This window comes from Shewanella canadensis (assembly GCF_003966225.1).
GTDB lineage: Bacteria > Pseudomonadota > Gammaproteobacteria > Enterobacterales > Shewanellaceae > Shewanella > Shewanella canadensis.
The window spans coordinates 1-16,280 of sequence record NZ_RXNU01000008.1; the positions used below are offsets into that span (position 1 = coordinate 1).

The window sequence follows — 16,280 nt, forward strand, 5'->3', positions numbered from 1 at the left end:
ATCCGATCATGTATTCCGGAGTTATGCCTAAAATGACCGGATTATCGCGGAATGTGTGATCGGATTAAACCGAAACAGGTGATCGGTTTATCCCGGAATCGGTGATCGGATTACTCCGAAACATGCAAACAACTAAGGCACAAAAACAAACAAAGCCAACACATATCCACCTACAAGTTTAATTTATTTATTTGAGCCAATGCAGAGTTTTTATAACTCGAGTACATATAAGACTAAATTAAGTGTTGACGAGACATTTAATATAAACATATTATCAAATAAATGCATCAACATGTAACATTGCGAATTATCTTTTTCTAATTTAAGTTGAAGTGTTATTTATATCCTTATCAGCATGCCGTACAGTTTATTATACCAAGTTAAATGTTGCTCGTTTGCCTATATTTAACTTTATCACCTATGTTTGGTTAGGATTAAATCAGCCATAAATACTGATTGACAAAAGCCACCTGCGGCCATTGATAACACTGACTTTTTTTACACACTTACCGGCCAGTAGCAGTTGAGAGTTTGTTACCTTTATAATGGCAAACATTGTTAAGAACAACTGAACTACCGCATTTATACCATACGGCATAATGTTAAGGTTTGGCATTTAATAAAATTAGTTGCAAATAATAAATCGAGATTTATAGATTAATATTCACTAATCGTTCATCTCTACAAAACTTAATTAGAAAATTCTCATCAGACTTTACATCTGAGTTTGTAAGAGTTTTATATTGTTAATGACAAATATATTGGATTGGAATATGCCATCAACACCCGCTCTGTCTTCTATACCTATAAATCATGGCTCAAATAAGTTTAATTACTTATATTGCATCGCCATCACTGGATTTGCCTTGTTAGGCTCAACATCAGCTTATGCCGTTAACGAGTATGAGATCACCCGTAAAGAAGTAGAAACCAATTGGTCAGGTTATATCAATGTAGGGTTTACCCGTAACTCCTATGATTCTGACACCTTTAGCGCCTATCAGGCTTATAACTTTAGTAGCCGTGTCAGCTATAAATCTGATTGGGGCAGCTTGTTACTGACTCTCGGTGGTGAAAAGCAAACTCTTCATGGAAAAGAGTCGAGTTTCTACGATCCTCTGTTGGATTATCGAACGCCTTTTCACGTGTTTTCCGACACCCTTTTCCTCAGGGGAAGTGTCGGTGTCTATCTTCCGGGAAATCATTATTCCAAACTCGATCGTCTGCAATATGCGCCCCGTGTCGCCGGCTACCTGTATTGGACGCCTACGGGTTCAATGAGTTTTTACCTGTCCCCTCGCTATCGCTATAACGCCTACCAGTATAAGACGGCAGGTCAGAGAGTATTGATTGAACACCAGTTCGATACTCTGGCCGATGCTCAGTGGCAAATTACCGACAGCCTCTATTTTGATGTTACCGGTCGCTATCGGATGTCGAAAAACTATTACGGCAGACGTATGGATGATCAGTTTACTTTTGCTCAAGAGCTGGGCTGGGAGTTCAGTTCCGATTGGGTTGTGGCTATCGGGCACAACAACAGCGGCAAGTTCTATGATCCCGAAATAGGCCCTTCTCAAGGCTTTGAATTCTACGACAAGAAAAGCTCAACCTTCTACTTGTCATTAACAACATATTTATAAGTAAGACATTTAATCAAGAGGTATAAATGAACAAGTCAATGCTTTGCCTGGCCATAACAGGAGCTTGGGCTCTTACCGGCTGTGGCGCTGGAGAAGAACCCTATAAGGAACTTCCCAAAGATGAAAAACAGATCACCACAGCTGACATAGACAAGGCCGGCGAACGCCAGTATCTCTATATTCGCAGTGTAGGAAAGGCCCCTCGCTATGCCGCATCTATTCGTGGTTTCTCCCAGGGCACACCAAAATTGGTCACGCTACGCAAGACCGCAAATGGTATCCAGGTACGCCAAATCGATCGTGATGCCATAGGACTGGATCATGACTCTCGTTATGACGATGAATATAACGAAGCTCCTGTGCTGACCATTCCCGGTAAGTACATCGATTACAAGTGTACCGAAGACAGATGGCGCGAATGTATCAACGTCGAAGAGGAAAACAAGGACGCCGATCTAAAGTGGCAGGACAAAAACTATTTTGTTCCGGACTTTGCCGAGACTAAGATTGCCGAGCTGGGCATTAACGATCTCTTTATGTTCGGTCAATGCGTTACCGAAACTGAAGATCCACGGCTGGTTAACAGCGGTGACTGGAAAGGCTACGAGATGGATCTGGCCAAGGGTGTCATCAATTTCGAAATCGAGCACACCTATCAGGCCGAGCCTCAGTGTCTCAACAAGTTCTATAACGGCAGCCTGGATAACCTCTCTTTCACCAGCACCGAATATATATCTATCGTAGCCATCGATGAGCTGGCCAATAAAGATTATCAGGCGATACCTTACAGCCCGAACGAAAATGGAACCTACGGATTCTTCACATCTGACCATAGCTATCGTGATGCGACAGACAGCTCAGGTGTCGATGGTTATGTTCGTACCTATATGAACCGTGTCGATCCAACCAAGAAGACCCTGACTTATTATTTAAGTAATAACTTCTTCTTGCCAAAAAACAAGCCCTATTTAGACGCTGCACATCAGACGATCACAGCGCTGAATATCGAAAATAAGCTCTACAAGACCGGCTTCCCTGAACTGGTGATCGAACAAGCCCTTGATAAGCGTCATGGTGACTTGCGTTACAGTAACATTACCCTGTTCGATGAACCTCTCGATAATGGTTTGGCTGGCTATGGTCCCTCTGCGGCTAACCCTGCAACGGGTGAAATCGTCAGCGCCCGAGTCAATCAGTACAGCTCTAATCTGAAACAAGGCGCTGTGCGTTATTATCGTCAGGTTCGCCTCGATTATAATCGTGGAAAACTAGACGCATCATCGGCCGCTGAACTCACCGGCGTACCATACTCGTCAACGGCAACAGCGACTGAAGTCAAAGTCAGCGGCACAAGTGCTGATAGCGGCATGTTTGCCAAACCTGAAACAGCTTTAGAGGTCGCCGCCAGCGCGCTTCCAAAATTCCCGGTAGACAACACGTTCGAAAATTTACTCGAATTTGATGCCGATACTCAGGCATTTTGGTCAGAGAATAGCATGATGCATGTCGATACTGTATTTGCTGAAGGGGGTAAAAACCGTGAGCTGCCAAGAGGTGTTAAAGATCACGAGATCAACTGGAAAAATCCATCCTTGTGGGTTGATGGTAATATAGGCAATGAACTTATCGCCTTCGAAGATATGCCTATTTCTTTGCAAGATGAGCTAACCACTCAACTTGCGGCACAGGCTTTCGCCGGGACCTTAAGTCACGAACTGGGTCATACTTTCGGTTTGAGACATAACTTCTCAGGCAGTACCGATGCCGATAACACCTTCAGTGAAGCTGAGCTAAAAGCACTCAATGATCAATTTTCTGCAGCAGGTTACCCGAACCTGACGGCTAAAGCAGAATTCTCAAGCCAGATGGACTATAACGTAAACCGTTTCGCGACTATGCTGCAGCCCTACGACTTAGCCGCGCTTCGCTTCGGTTATGCCCGTGAGGTCGAACTTAAAGGCGAGCCTGAAACAGCCACTCAGTTTGTATCTCTTAAAGAGGAAGATGAGAAGCGTCGTCAGGAACTTATTGATGGTAACGTCAATGGAGACACGCGTTTTGGTGCGCTATATAACATCGCTCAACAGCACGACTTACGTAGTTACTCTTTTTGTACCGATGGTCATGTATCATTGAACAGCAACTGTAACCGTGGTGATGCCGGCGAAAACTTAAATGATATTGCCCAGTTCTATATCGATAAGTATAACGATAGCTATGAAACCGCGAACCTGAGACATAACCGTCAGACCCTGTTCGAAGATCATACTCTAAGCTACACAGTTGGCCGTAAGCGTCGTTTCGATGAGATTCGCCAATTTGTCGAAGACATCAGTAGCCTGGAGAATATTTTCGGATTACCTGAAAACTACTTCGTCGAGCCATGTAAAGATGACTCTGCAACGGCTTGGTATTGTAGCAATCAACGAGCCTTGAATAACGCCGCTCAGTTCTTTTTAACACTCGCCGGTGAAAATGATGCAAGCGTCGATGTGACTTTCAAGATGGTAGAAGATGGCTCTGTTGCCATGAGAAAGTCCTATAACTTCGCTGAACTGCTGGCCCAGTACCGCTTCAAGAGCGGTGATATGAAAGCCAAGCTAGAACCGGGTGAAGTGATCAGTAAGTTCTCTGACTCACCGGAAGCCCTTAAAGATCTGATCCTTAACTACGCGATTAACCCAAGCTTCCATGACAAGCTGGATATGGATGTGGCGTTCTCGGGTCGACTACTTAACGGTATTAAGGTACCAGCATCGTCACCCAACCACCCTTATGTCAACGAACGTGATGTATTAGGTGTATGGCCTGACAAATTACTTGCGGTTCGTGCCTTAGTATCCAGAACGACTGCTCGCAGTACGACCGGACGTGGCTATAAGGCACTGGTTGATCTTCCTGAAGTTGGTAATGACTTCAAGGATATGCTTTGTAAGATGGTAATGGGAGACGGTCCGGGACTCACAAATGGCGGCACAGCGCTATTTGTCGAGTCTTGTGGTGCAAGCGGCAAACTTAATGAGTTATTGCCTAACTACGTCGACTTTGCCACTCAGAGTATCGAGCCACTGCCTAACTACGATCGCATGGTGTCACGCTACTTTGGTTTCGATACCGTCAATGGTCAGCCTAAAGGTAAGAGCAACCTGCTGGAACTGATGTTACGTCAGGTCGTTCTCGCCTCCGTAGATAGTGACTATCAGGGAGAGCAAAAAGCAAGGATCTGGCGTGAATATGTGGGTATCCACTTAGCAGGACCTGCACTTGACTCGCAAGCAGAGATTAAGCTGAACGGTCGTATCTACGTTGCTACATCAGAAAATACACTGGCGATGAATCTAATCACCCGTATCCAGAGTGTTGAAGCGTTCATAGAGAGCAATCCTGGTTCGATGGACATTAAACTTACCGCGGGTACGGTTGGCGAGATATTGAATGGCCAGCTCGAACGAGACCGTTTAGTGCTCACTTATCTACCGGTTCTCTATTAAGAAAAGGTCGCAATCACCTATCCGTCCATATTTGACGTTAAGTGATTGGTAAATAGAGATAAGCGCAAAATTAAAAATGCCGTCAGGAATAATCTTCCCGGCGGCATTTGTTTATGAAAATATCAGCATTTCAACCACTGCTTACTACCGCACGCTGCACAAGCCCTTACTGGCGATGAGTATCATTCATCGATACAAATTCTTGCTCTAAATATTCAGCCTCAGCAGACAAGCCCTTGAGTGAACACAGCCTGATGATGCACTCCAGTGTACACAAGCCTCCGTCGACCTGATTACGCCTTAATTTAAATTTCGAGGTATGAACCTCAGGTAGCGCAAATTTATTCGCCTGCTGCAGATAAGGGCTTTGGCGGATCATTTTCCTGGCTTCTTGCCAAGTCGCATCGATAATGACCAAGGTTTCGGGTAGCTCAGCGAGGTATGAACCTGAAGGCTGTGGCTCAACGCTTTGTGTATCGCCACTTTCTCCGCCAACGGGAGCCTCTGCAGCCACAGCCGGATATAAGACCGCCACACCAGGTTGCTGCAGGAGCTGCAATAACGTTTCATCGGGACGAACCCGAGACCAGATAACTCGGCTACACCACTGGGGATAAGCCTCCAGTGCCAGTGCGCCGGTATTGGTTGGGCGTTCGACTTCTCTTTCATGGGTTAACAGGATCACATTCATCGATATTTCTTAATTTTTTGTCTAATACCAATTGGTATGACTGGCTACAGATCCAAGCATTATCTAACGAATAGCCGTTAGGGTTCAAATTTATCAAGTTTGAATCTGGAACCTAGTCAGCGACTAAGATAACATGGTGAGAACGATTATTATTACCACTCATTCGAAATGAATGACTGTCATGAAGTCACCCAATATGTTTTTACCTTTTACTGGACTCTTCTCGCGTCTTAAGCTTAAACTGTTTAGTTACTTCGCAGTCTCACTCCTGGCCATTTTACTCATAGCCACTGCAATTGAGAGCGTTGTACTCAGTCAACTACTCACTCTCCCCTCATCGACCCAAGAGCACCTTCAAAAGCTGGCGAATGAAGCTAAAGCACTTTTGGAAATAAACGATATCGATGGGCTTGCCAAATGGGAAAATGAACAAGATTTCACACTCTATATATTGGATAAAAACCAGAAATCAGTGAGTCACAGAGAGATGCATCCCCACTTTGTATTTAAATTGCAATACATGAGGCAGTTACAACAGCCAATGGGTGACCGCGTTCGAAAGCCACTGATCGGCATACCTCTGTTCGATAGCTTTAATTCTGACTCACCCTTGACTCTGGTCGTTCAGCTCAACGCCGATCTCCACCCGGCACAGCAGCTCAGCAGCAGCCTCTGGCTCATCAGAACATTAGTCGGCATTACCGTCTTGTTTCTCTTCTCCTCCCTGTTGGGACGCTACCTGATACGTCCTTTAACCCACCTTCAGACGGGCACAAAGGCACTGGCGGGTGGAGTGTTAACCACACGGATCGCTCATCACTTTTCTGTAAAAGAGCCGGAGTTTTATCATCTTGCGACTGAGTTTGATTATATGGCCGAGCAGTTACAAAACAGCATGCAAAATCAGGAAAGGTTATTGAGGGATGTCTCCCATGAATTGAGGACCCCGCTGGCCAGGCAAGAGATTGCACTTCACTTGTTAGAGAAGCAAGCCACCGCTCAGCAGATGCCATTGATATCGAGGTTCAAAGATCAAAATGAACAGATGGCAAAGCTTATCGACAGTATTCTTAATTTTAGCCGTCTTAATAATACCAATATCGCTCTTAATCCAAGTCCATTTTCAATCAGTTCATTGAGAGATCGAATACTCAGAGATATTGAATTTGAAGCCACAGACAAGCAAACGATCCACTGGCCTGAACCGGACGAGGATATTCCCTTATATACAGATTCAAGTTACCTCATCAGCGCCATAGAGAATGTACTTCGAAATGCCCTTAAATATGCAGGCCGGGAGTGTCACATCAAGGTAAGCTGTTTGAGCCTTGGTGAGACAATTAAGCTAGAATTTCAAGACGATGGCCCAGGGATTAATGAAGATGACCTCATCACTTTGTTTAACCCATTTACGAGAATGGATGAGGCACGTCATTCGAGCCAGGGCGGTTACGGCCTGGGGCTTGCCATAGTGAAGCAGAGCATCAAGTTACTCGGCGGTGAAGTCAGTGCTCGAAACAGCAAAGGTGGCGGCCTGTGTATCAGCATGACTCTGCCTCTTAAACTAAAATGCCCTTAATACCAATCATTATAAAGATGTAATCGCTCAGCGAGAGTTTAGCGCATCTGAGGCAAGGCAGCGAGTGAAGAGCATAGTTATTCTACGTTTAAGCTCGTTAACGCAGCATCAGAAGCGCTAAAACTCGCCTTTCAGGAGTATTTTGGCTGCCTACTTCTTCGTTGAATAGCTTCATAAGGGATCACCATTGCATCATCTATTCGCCTTGAATTAGTTTGCCAAAAATAACTCTGAGTAGATCACTTTCTTATACTGATTGGTATAACTCGTTTACTTATTCTTACTCACCTTCTTTAAGGCTATCTGTTGTTTAAGTTTAGAGAGGTGATCGGTAAACACGACGCCTTGAAGATGGTCCATCTCATGCTGTATCACTATGGCTAAGAAGGTATCGCTTTCGATCTCGAAGGGGGCTCCGGTACGGTCTAAGGCTTTTATCTTAACTTTTTCACTTCGGGTGACTTTTGCTCTGTAGCCGGGAATAGACAAACAGCCCTCTTCACCGACAAAGTCCCCTTCGGCTTCGATAATTTCAGGGTTGATAAGCACTTGTGGCTGATCTCGCTCTGGTGACAAGTCTATGACTAAGATGGCATGTAAACTGCCTACCTGAGTTGCTGCCAGGCCAATACCGTCTTCGGTGTCATACATGGTGTCCAGCAGATCATCGATAAAGTCTTGTACCGATTCGATATCCTTAACAGGTTGAGCTTTTCTTTTTAAACGTTCATCGGGGATTGTCAGAATATCCAGTACAGCCATAGCAAGATCACATATTGAGAAAAATTTGGCGTCATTATGACCCAATTATCCTTAAAGGCAACTCTGACTCAATTAATTATCCAGATAGCCACTATCGATATTATCCATCCAGATCAAAGTCGCTATTGAATTTGTCCCCTAATTGTCCCCTAATTGTCCCCAAATGAAGCAACCAATCGAAACGAACTAAGTAGGCTTAACTTGTAATAATGACGTTAAATCGTTAGCATAAGAAAAGTGTATACAATATACGGATTATATATGTCGCAAGTTACACGTACGCCTTTGCCGAGAACCTTCTTCGTAGCTAATACGATGGAAATATTTGAACGTCTTGCCTGGTATGGATTTTTTACCCTATCATCACTCTATATGACCTCTCCGGCTCGTCAGGGAGGATTAGGGTTCAGTGAACAGGAACGTGGACTACTTCAGGGAATGATCCCATTTTTCCTCTACCTCTTCCCGGTATTAACAGGCGCGTTGGCCGACCGCTATGGTTACCGCAAGATGTTTTTAACCTCCTACCTCATCATGTGTCCAAGCTATTTTATTCTGGGACAGGTCGACTCATTCGCCGGCTTCTTTATCGCCTTTATGGGCGTCGCACTTGGCGCTGCCTGTTTTAAGCCCGTTGTCACGGGCACTATTGCGCGAACGACCGATGATACCAACCGAGGACTAGGTTTCGGGATATTCTATATGATGGTTAACATAGGTGGGTTTCTGGGCCCCTTTATTGCCGGATATGTTCGGGCAATCAGCTGGGATTGGGTATTTATAATGTCGTCGTTTTGGATAGCGGTAAACTTCATACCTGCTTTACTTTTTTATAAGGAGCCTACCGATCCTAAAGCACAAACAGGAAAACAATTAAGCGCGGTATTTGCAGACATTCAGCAAGTGTTGGGGAATGTACGTTTTGCTATGCTATTTTTTGGCACCTTAGTCATATTGATGTCTTATGGCGCGAAGTGGATATCGGGAGAAACAACGTTAATTATCTATTTCGCCTGGTTTATCGGGCATTTCCTGTGGGATCTGACGGCTAAAGCAAACCTGAAAGCCCCCTGGTACAGACAAAAGATCTGCTTAGGAAATAAACCCTTCGTTATCTACCTTCTGATCTTGTCAGGCTTTTGGATGGTGTATCAACAGATATTTATCACCCTGCCAATCTTCATTCGTGACTTTGTCGATACTTCGGATCTTGTGATTATGTTGGGCCAATATCCTGATCTTTTATCTTTTTTAGCCCCTGTAGACATTCACACATTACAAACTGAGCTCGTCAGACTCTCTCAGGCAGTTGCCACTAATGAGATTGACATTAATCAGGCCTATTTTGAACTGGTCCACTCCAAGGTGATGGTTCCCGTAACCGAATTAAAACTCGGTTTAGCTGCCATCGCGCAAGATCCGTCAATTGCCGTCGACTACTCACAAACCTGGATTGCACAACACAGACAAATAAATCCTGAGTACCTGATTGGATTGAACTTCCTGTCAATTGTTGTGCTTCAAGTGATGATTAGTCGTTTTATCGAACGTTTTCAAGCGCTTCCCATTTTAGTTGCCGGTACCATTATTATATCTTTGGGTACAGCACTCGGTGGAGTTGCTCACGGAATGGTAATGGGCGGCTTTATGGTGCTGACATCCATTTTGGTCTTCTCTGTCGGCGAAATGGTTGCCTCACCAAAGAGTCAGGAGTACGTGGCCAGTTTTGCACCACACGACAAGAAAGCCATGTTTATGGGTTATTACTTTGTCTCCTCAGCGATCGGCTTTTTACTTGCGGGCCCTCTATCAGGTTTCCTTTATTCGGAAGTCGCAAAGAATGCCCATCGCCCCGATCTTATGTGGTACATCATAGGCAGTTTTGGCTTAGTCACCGCTGTAGGTTTAGTCCTGTTTCATAAGTTTGGTGCAACACAATCGCAAGATGTTGAGCAGCAACAAGAGACTATAGAGGCGACATAAATAAGTAATACCAATTGGTATATCGGACACTGATAACTTCACCTCTTGTTGGTGTTAGCATTGGTGTCCGGGTCACCATTCAACATATATATTGTCATCAAAATTGAGACTGTATGGCAAAGCCCCACTTAGTCTCCTCTTCGCTGAAACTCTCATATTGATTAGACTCATAACGATATCGGATCTCCCAAGACCAGCGCTCAGTCACACGATAGCCAAGTGATAGCCACGCATGAGCTTCATAGCGTTCACTGCTATCGATTGCCGCACTGCCCTTCGCAACCAAGGTGTTGTACCACCGGTCACTCCAGGGTCTGAGAGCCGTCACACTGACATTTGCTGTAATACTGTCACTGCTCGGGTTATCTTTTACACTCAGGTAATTTGCTCCCACCTCAGTAAATACGGCGATATCCATCCAGCCATTAAATTCACTAATAATGCCAACTTGATATTGGTAATGGTTAAAGCGGCCAATTTCTGTATCCGTTTTCCCATGTTTAATAGAAGCGCTGAAATTCCAGTTACTTAACGCGCTTTGAGGGGAATAGAGATAAGACAGGTTCCATTTGTCTCCACCAAAATTAGAATTTAATTCAATTTTTTGGTTATCCCCGCCCAAGCGCCCCGCGACTTTTAGTACATCGGCGTCGAAACCCGCCCCGAGGGTAGTGGTTAAATTGAGTGGGTCGGCAATATGGCGAGCGGTTTGCGCGTTCACAGCACTGGAAAGGCAGAGAAAAATGAGGGTTACGGGAAGCCCCCCCTTATTATTGAAATACATTTGTAACACCGGAAAAAATATCATTATCACAGTCAAATCAAGTCCATTCAACACACTTTACTTACTATTACAAAGCCTTAAAAACCGTTCAACATGCAGGTCAGAACCCAACAAAAGTATCAATCAGTATCGTGTTTTGCTATGTATTCTGGTCTGTAACACTATTAGAGGATATGATGGACAGGTATGTAGCAGAAGGAAACTGGAGATCAGGTGTCAGTACAGCAAACACACTCACCGATGGAGAAGATCTGGTTTATTGTGGGTATGATCCCGGAAGGCACCGTAACTTCATACGGAAAAGTTGCCGATCTGGCAGGTTTACCGGGAAGAGCCCGATATGTATCAAAGGCGCTAAAATCTGCACCGCAAGAGATGAATTTACCTTGGTTCAGAGTCATTAACAGTCAGGGACGAATATCTTTTAAAGAACATTCGCAACCCTATCAGGAACAGATGGAACTGCTTAGGCTCGAAGGCGTTAAGGTTAATCTTGGGAAAATTAAATTACAAGACTATGAGTGGCAACCTGATATTGCAACCTTAGTCCTAGTGATCCCATTTTAAAACTTATGGGTCATAAAGATAAACCCGCTCATCACATAATAGTAACGACAGCATTATTTAGCACAGACTCGATATGCATCAGCTTGGCTCCGGTTCGGTGAACTGAAAAGGAATAAACTTGTCTGAATATCAAGGTTAGTAAAATATTGCTATGATCATACTTGAATGAGTATGTTGGAAATATCTGTTTTAAGGAGATCTCATTGTCTATCGGTAAACGACTAGTACTGGCAACGAATTTATTATGCTTTAGCTTTTTCCTAAGCGCAGAGCCCGGGCCTCTGACGCCCTACACGGCCGAATATCAGGTCAATTATGGAAGCATAGAACTGGGTAAGGCAAGGTACCAGCTGCCAAACGCCGAGGGAAACCTTTACCAATACCGTTTCGACAGTGATGTCAGCTTATTAATTCTCTCCGATAGAAGAAATGTTGTCAGTGACTTTACACTAAATGATCAACAGCTTACTCCTATGCGTTATATCCATAACCGTAAAGGCACAGGCCCCAGTTATCAGGAACAGGCAGCCTTTGCCAAGGGGCAAGAGGTGGTTCACAGTCGTTATAAAGATGAGAGAGCAAAACTGCCCTACACCGATATTTTATATGATCCCCTGATGGTACAACTGCAATTTCGTCTGGATCTGGCTCAGGGTAAGAAAGAGTTACACTACGTCATGGTGAAAAGCGGAGAACTCGATGAGTACGACTTTAAAGTAGTCGGAAAAGAGAGAATGAACATTGAAAGTGGCAGTTATGAGACCATCAAGATAGAAGTGATCAGAGATAGCACAAAGAGGCAGACATTTTTTTGGATGGCACCCAAATTAGGCTTCCTTCCGGTTCGTCTGACTCACTTCGAGAAGGGTAGCAAGCAACTCGATATTAAATTACTCAGTTATCAATTCGCTCAAGAACAGCAAACCGTCAACGCCGAGCCATTGAGTTCCGAGGTTATCACGCCACTATAATTCATCAAGTTGCACCGCCAGCAAATAATTAGCGGTGCAATTGGTAAGCTTAACAATACCAATATCCCATTTAACTTGAATTCATTCACTTCGTGTCAGATAGATACGAATTCAAACTCATCAGGCCAGAGAAACAGGGTATGGCAAAATTTGTCATCACCACTGCCAAACCATTTATTTATTTCAACGCATTCATATTCAATCGACTCTAAAGCACTCGCCCACCATGGTAGAAACATCTTTAAGCTCATGCTTGTCATAGCTGACATCGGGTAATTGAAGCAACCTTACCCGATCCCCCATAGCAACAGATGTTCCATTCTTATCTTTCATGACAGATGCTTCACAGTTCACCTATCAGCTGCCCTTTACAAAACAGCTTCCACTCACCAGCGGATAAGATGTGCCATTGCTCGTTATTAGTTAATGGCCTGGTCGCTATCACAGTGACAATGTCATTGGCCGTCGTCTCTTTATCGAAATCGATGACAACATCGGTGTCTATCAGACGGGCTTTACCAAATGGGGCCTTACGCGTGATATAGCATAAATTATTGCTGCAATAGCTCATCAAATGATCGCCGTCACTTAAGATCATATTGAATACACCTAAGGCACGAATTTCATCGGCTAGCTTGGCAATATAATGATAAACGAGTGTGATATCCTCAGGCTCGTTATCGCCAAATTTTTCGACAACCTTTTCTAATAACCAACAAAAAGCGAGTTCACTATCAGTATCACCAACGGGTTGATACCTTGAAACGCTAAATTTATCCTGGTATTCACTCAGCTGACCGTTATGCGCGTAGGTCCAATACCTTCCCCATAACTCGCGCGTAAAGGGATGTGTGTTTTCCAGAGAGACGCAACCACGATTGGCCTGTCGAATGTGGCTCACCACCACTTCACTCTTTATTGGGAAGGATTGGATCAGCTTCGCAATTTGAGACTCGCTGCTTGGACAGGCATCTTTGAAGGTACGACTTCCCTTCCCCTCATAAAAGGTGATCCCCCAACCATCGACATGAGGGCCTGTGACACCACCTCTTTGAGCCAGGCCAGTAAAGCTAAAAACAATATCTGTCGGCACATTGGCACTCATCGCCAGTAGTTCACACATTCATACGCCCTATTCATCACTATCTACAATAATTCAAGTTTAACTACTTGAAGCTAAAAGTGGAATCCTGACTTAAAACAATTTTTTAAACGTTTGTTTGAAATATTACTTGTATTAAGTCACACATAGGGTTAAATTTTATGCGACACAGGTCTGACCACAACCTATAATTGTGATTATGATCAACAAACATTTGGCCTATGGTCAATATTCAGGTCGCATTTTAAGGAGAATAACAGTGACTACCCTACTTTGGATCCTTGCGATGCTTTTTACATTAGGCGCTTTAGCCTATTTAAGAGTATCTCTGCTTACATCAAGCATCATCGCCGCAGTCGTCATGGCTGTCGGTTCAGCAACTGAAGTTGTTAGTCCCCTTGTGTGGATTATCTTTTTAGCTATTGCGCTCCCCCTTAACATCAGTGCATTTCGAAAAAACTACCTAACAAGACCTCTGTTAAAACTCTACCGAGGCATCATGCCTGAGATGTCTTCTACTGAAAAAGAAGCTATCGAAGCAGGTACGACCTGGTGGGATGCGGATCTTTTTACGGGTAAACCTGATTGGAAGAAGCTTCATAACTACCCGACAGCCAGATTGAGTGCCGAAGAGCAAGCTTTCTTGGATGGCCCGGTCGAAGAAGTGTGCAAAATGGTCAATCAACATCAAGTATCCCATCAACTTGGGGATCTACCTGAAGAGGTTTGGCAATATCTGAAAGATCACGGCTTCTTCGCCATGATCATCAAGAAAAAGTATGGCGGCCTTCAGTATTCTGCCTATGCTCAATCTCGCGTACTTCAAAAGTTAGCAGGTGTCAGCAGTGAATTGGCTTCCACTGTCGGCGTTCCAAACTCTTTAGGTCCGGGTGAGCTTTTACAGCACTACGGGACTCCAGCTCAGCAAGACTACTACCTACCAAGACTGGCTAAAGGACTTGAAGTTCCTTGCTTTGCATTAACCAGCCCGGAAGCCGGTAGTGATGCCGGTGCCATTCCTGACTTTGGTATCGTGTGTAAAGGTGAGTGGGAAGGCGAAGACGTTCTAGGCATGAGACTCACCTGGAACAAGCGCTATATAACCCTAGCGCCTTCAGCGACTGTACTTGGACTTGCATTTAAACTGCAAGATCCTGATCACTTAATGGGTGATAAAGATGAGTATGGAATCACCTGTGCACTCATTCCAACGAATATCAAAGGGGTAGAAACGGGTCGTCGTCACTTGCCGCTTAACTGTATGTTCCAAAACGGTCCTACCACAGGTAAAGACGTATTCGTCCCATTGAGCTTCATCATCGGTGGTCCGGAAATGGCAGGCCAAGGCTGGCGTATGCTGGTTGAATGCCTTTCGGTTGGCCGCGGCATCACTCTTCCATCGAATTCTGCCGGTGGTGTTAAAACCGCAGCTGTTGCGACCGGTGCTTATGCCCGTATTCGTCGTCAATTCAAACTGCCTATCGGTAAACTCGAAGGTATCGAAGAGCCTATGGCTCGGATCGGTGGTAACGCATACCTGATGGATGCGGTAACAACCTTAACCACAACCGCTATCGATTTAGGTGAAAAACCATCGGTTATCTCAGCCATCGTTAAGTTCCACCTAACCGATAGAATGCAGAAATGTGTCATCGATGCGATGGACATCCATGGTGGTAAAGGCGTATGTTTAGGCCCGAATAATTACCTGGGTCGTGGCTATCAGGCTGCACCAATAGCAATCACTGTTGAAGGTGCAAATATCTTGACCCGCTCAATGATCATCTATGGCCAAGGGGCGATTCGTTGTCACCCTTATGTATTGGCAGAGATGGAGTCGGCCTTTGATTCAGATAGCAATAGAGGTCTGACTGACTTTGATTCGGCTCTGTTCGGGCATATCGGATTCACAACCAGTAACCTGGTTCGCAGTTTCTGGCTGGGTCTGACTTCCAGCCGTTTCTCAAATTCACCGTATTCTGATAAGACAAAACGTTACTACCAACATATGAATCGTTTCAGTGCTAACTTGGCTCTGCTCTCTGACTTAGCCATGGCAACACTGGGTGGTGGATTGAAACGTAAGGAGCGGATCTCGGCTAGACTCGGCGATCTATTGAGTCAGTTATATCTCGCATCGGCAACGCTTAAGCGCTATCAAGACGATGGACGTCAAACAGAAGATTTGGCACTTGTACAATGGGCCGTAGAGGATTGCCTGTATAAGCTTCAAGATTCTCTCGATGACCTTTTAGATAACTTCCCAATGGGTCTGGGTCATGTATTACGCCTGATAATCTTCCCATTTGGTCGCCCGCTGAAACGCCCTAGTGACATATTAGATCATAAAGTCGCTAAGATTATGCAAACACCTTGTGCCAGTCGAGACCGTCTGGGTAAAGGCCAATTCTGGACTGCATGTGAAAACAATGCCGTTGGTATACAGGAGCAGACGTTTAAAGACATTCTCGCTTGTGAACCACTGTATGACAAAGTGTGTAAAGCTGCCGGTAAACGTCTGCCATTCATGTGGTTGGACAAGATAGCTGCCGAAGGTAAAGCACTTGGTGTCTTAAGCGAAGATGAAGTGGACTTGCTTGAACGTGCAGAGATTGGTCGTATGAAATCAATTAACGTTGATGACTTCGATCCTGACGAGTTACGAGCATTCACTATCACTAGCCCAAGCCATGAACAGGCAGCTTAA

General features: G+C 44.6%; 12 protein-coding genes. 7 read left to right on the plus strand and 5 right to left on the minus strand.

Features of this window, described 5'->3' with window-relative positions; all coding sequences use genetic code 11:
- Positions 1–773 precede the first annotated feature (773 nt).
- Together EKG38_RS15285 and EKG38_RS15290 are read left to right on the plus strand one after the other, a co-directional pair.
- Complete coding sequence (locus tag EKG38_RS15285; RefSeq protein WP_246033180.1) at positions 774–1,643, plus strand: hypothetical protein; 870 nt, start codon at positions 774–776, stop codon at positions 1,641–1,643.
- Between the two features lie 26 nt (positions 1,644–1,669).
- The gene (locus EKG38_RS15290; protein WP_126521105.1) at positions 1,670–5,134 is read left to right on the plus strand and encodes a zinc-dependent metalloprotease; all 3,465 of its coding nucleotides are present in this window, start codon (positions 1,670–1,672) and stop codon (positions 5,132–5,134) included.
- A 166-nt stretch (positions 5,135–5,300) separates the two neighbouring features.
- Here EKG38_RS15290 and EKG38_RS15295 read toward each other — a convergent pair whose 3' ends face one another.
- A complete protein-coding gene (locus EKG38_RS15295) occupies positions 5,301–5,825 on the minus strand; it encodes a DTW domain-containing protein (RefSeq protein ID WP_126521106.1) in 525 nt (174 codons plus the stop codon).
- 181 nt (positions 5,826–6,006) lie between these two features.
- Between EKG38_RS15295 and EKG38_RS15300 the strand changes: the two genes are divergently transcribed.
- A complete protein-coding gene (locus EKG38_RS15300) occupies positions 6,007–7,404 on the plus strand; it encodes a sensor histidine kinase (protein ID WP_246033181.1) in 1,398 nt (465 codons plus the stop codon).
- Between the two features lie 270 nt (positions 7,405–7,674).
- Here the strand turns inward: EKG38_RS15300 and def are convergent, their stop codons facing one another.
- Positions 7,675–8,166 (minus strand): peptide deformylase, encoded by a 492-nt coding sequence (def, locus tag EKG38_RS15310; RefSeq protein WP_126521248.1) that lies wholly within the window; start codon positions 8,164–8,166, stop codon positions 7,675–7,677.
- A 261-nt stretch (positions 8,167–8,427) separates the two neighbouring features.
- Here def and EKG38_RS15315 point away from each other — a divergent pair, with 261 nt between their 5' ends.
- Complete coding sequence (locus EKG38_RS15315) at positions 8,428–10,149, plus strand: MFS transporter (protein WP_126521108.1); 1,722 nt, start codon at positions 8,428–8,430, stop codon at positions 10,147–10,149.
- Between the two features lie 97 nt (positions 10,150–10,246).
- Here EKG38_RS15315 and EKG38_RS15320 read toward each other — a convergent pair whose 3' ends face one another.
- A complete protein-coding gene (locus EKG38_RS15320) occupies positions 10,247–10,933 on the minus strand; it encodes a hypothetical protein (RefSeq protein WP_126521109.1) in 687 nt (228 codons plus the stop codon).
- Between the two features lie 240 nt (positions 10,934–11,173).
- On the opposite strand from EKG38_RS15320, the gene EKG38_RS15325 reads away from it, so the two are divergent.
- Entirely contained in the window at positions 11,174–11,500 is a 327-nt protein-coding gene (locus EKG38_RS15325; RefSeq protein WP_126521249.1) for an MGMT family protein, read from the plus strand.
- Positions 11,501–11,703: 203 nt separating this feature from the next.
- Entirely contained in the window at positions 11,704–12,471 is a 768-nt protein-coding gene (locus tag EKG38_RS15330; RefSeq protein ID WP_126521110.1) for a DUF3108 domain-containing protein, read from the plus strand.
- A 198-nt stretch (positions 12,472–12,669) separates the two neighbouring features.
- On the opposite strand, the gene EKG38_RS25365 is transcribed toward EKG38_RS15330, so the two are convergent.
- On the minus strand, positions 12,670–12,804 hold the full coding sequence (locus EKG38_RS25365) for a hypothetical protein (protein ID WP_281277004.1): 135 nt from the start codon (positions 12,802–12,804) through the stop codon (positions 12,670–12,672).
- 10 nt (positions 12,805–12,814) lie between these two features.
- A complete protein-coding gene (locus tag EKG38_RS15335) occupies positions 12,815–13,594 on the minus strand; it encodes a class II glutamine amidotransferase (protein ID WP_126521111.1) in 780 nt (259 codons plus the stop codon).
- A gap of 238 nt (positions 13,595–13,832) precedes the next feature.
- Here EKG38_RS15335 and fadE point away from each other — a divergent pair, with 238 nt between their 5' ends.
- Entirely contained in the window at positions 13,833–16,280 is a 2,448-nt protein-coding gene (fadE, locus tag EKG38_RS15340) for an acyl-CoA dehydrogenase FadE (protein ID WP_126521112.1), read from the plus strand.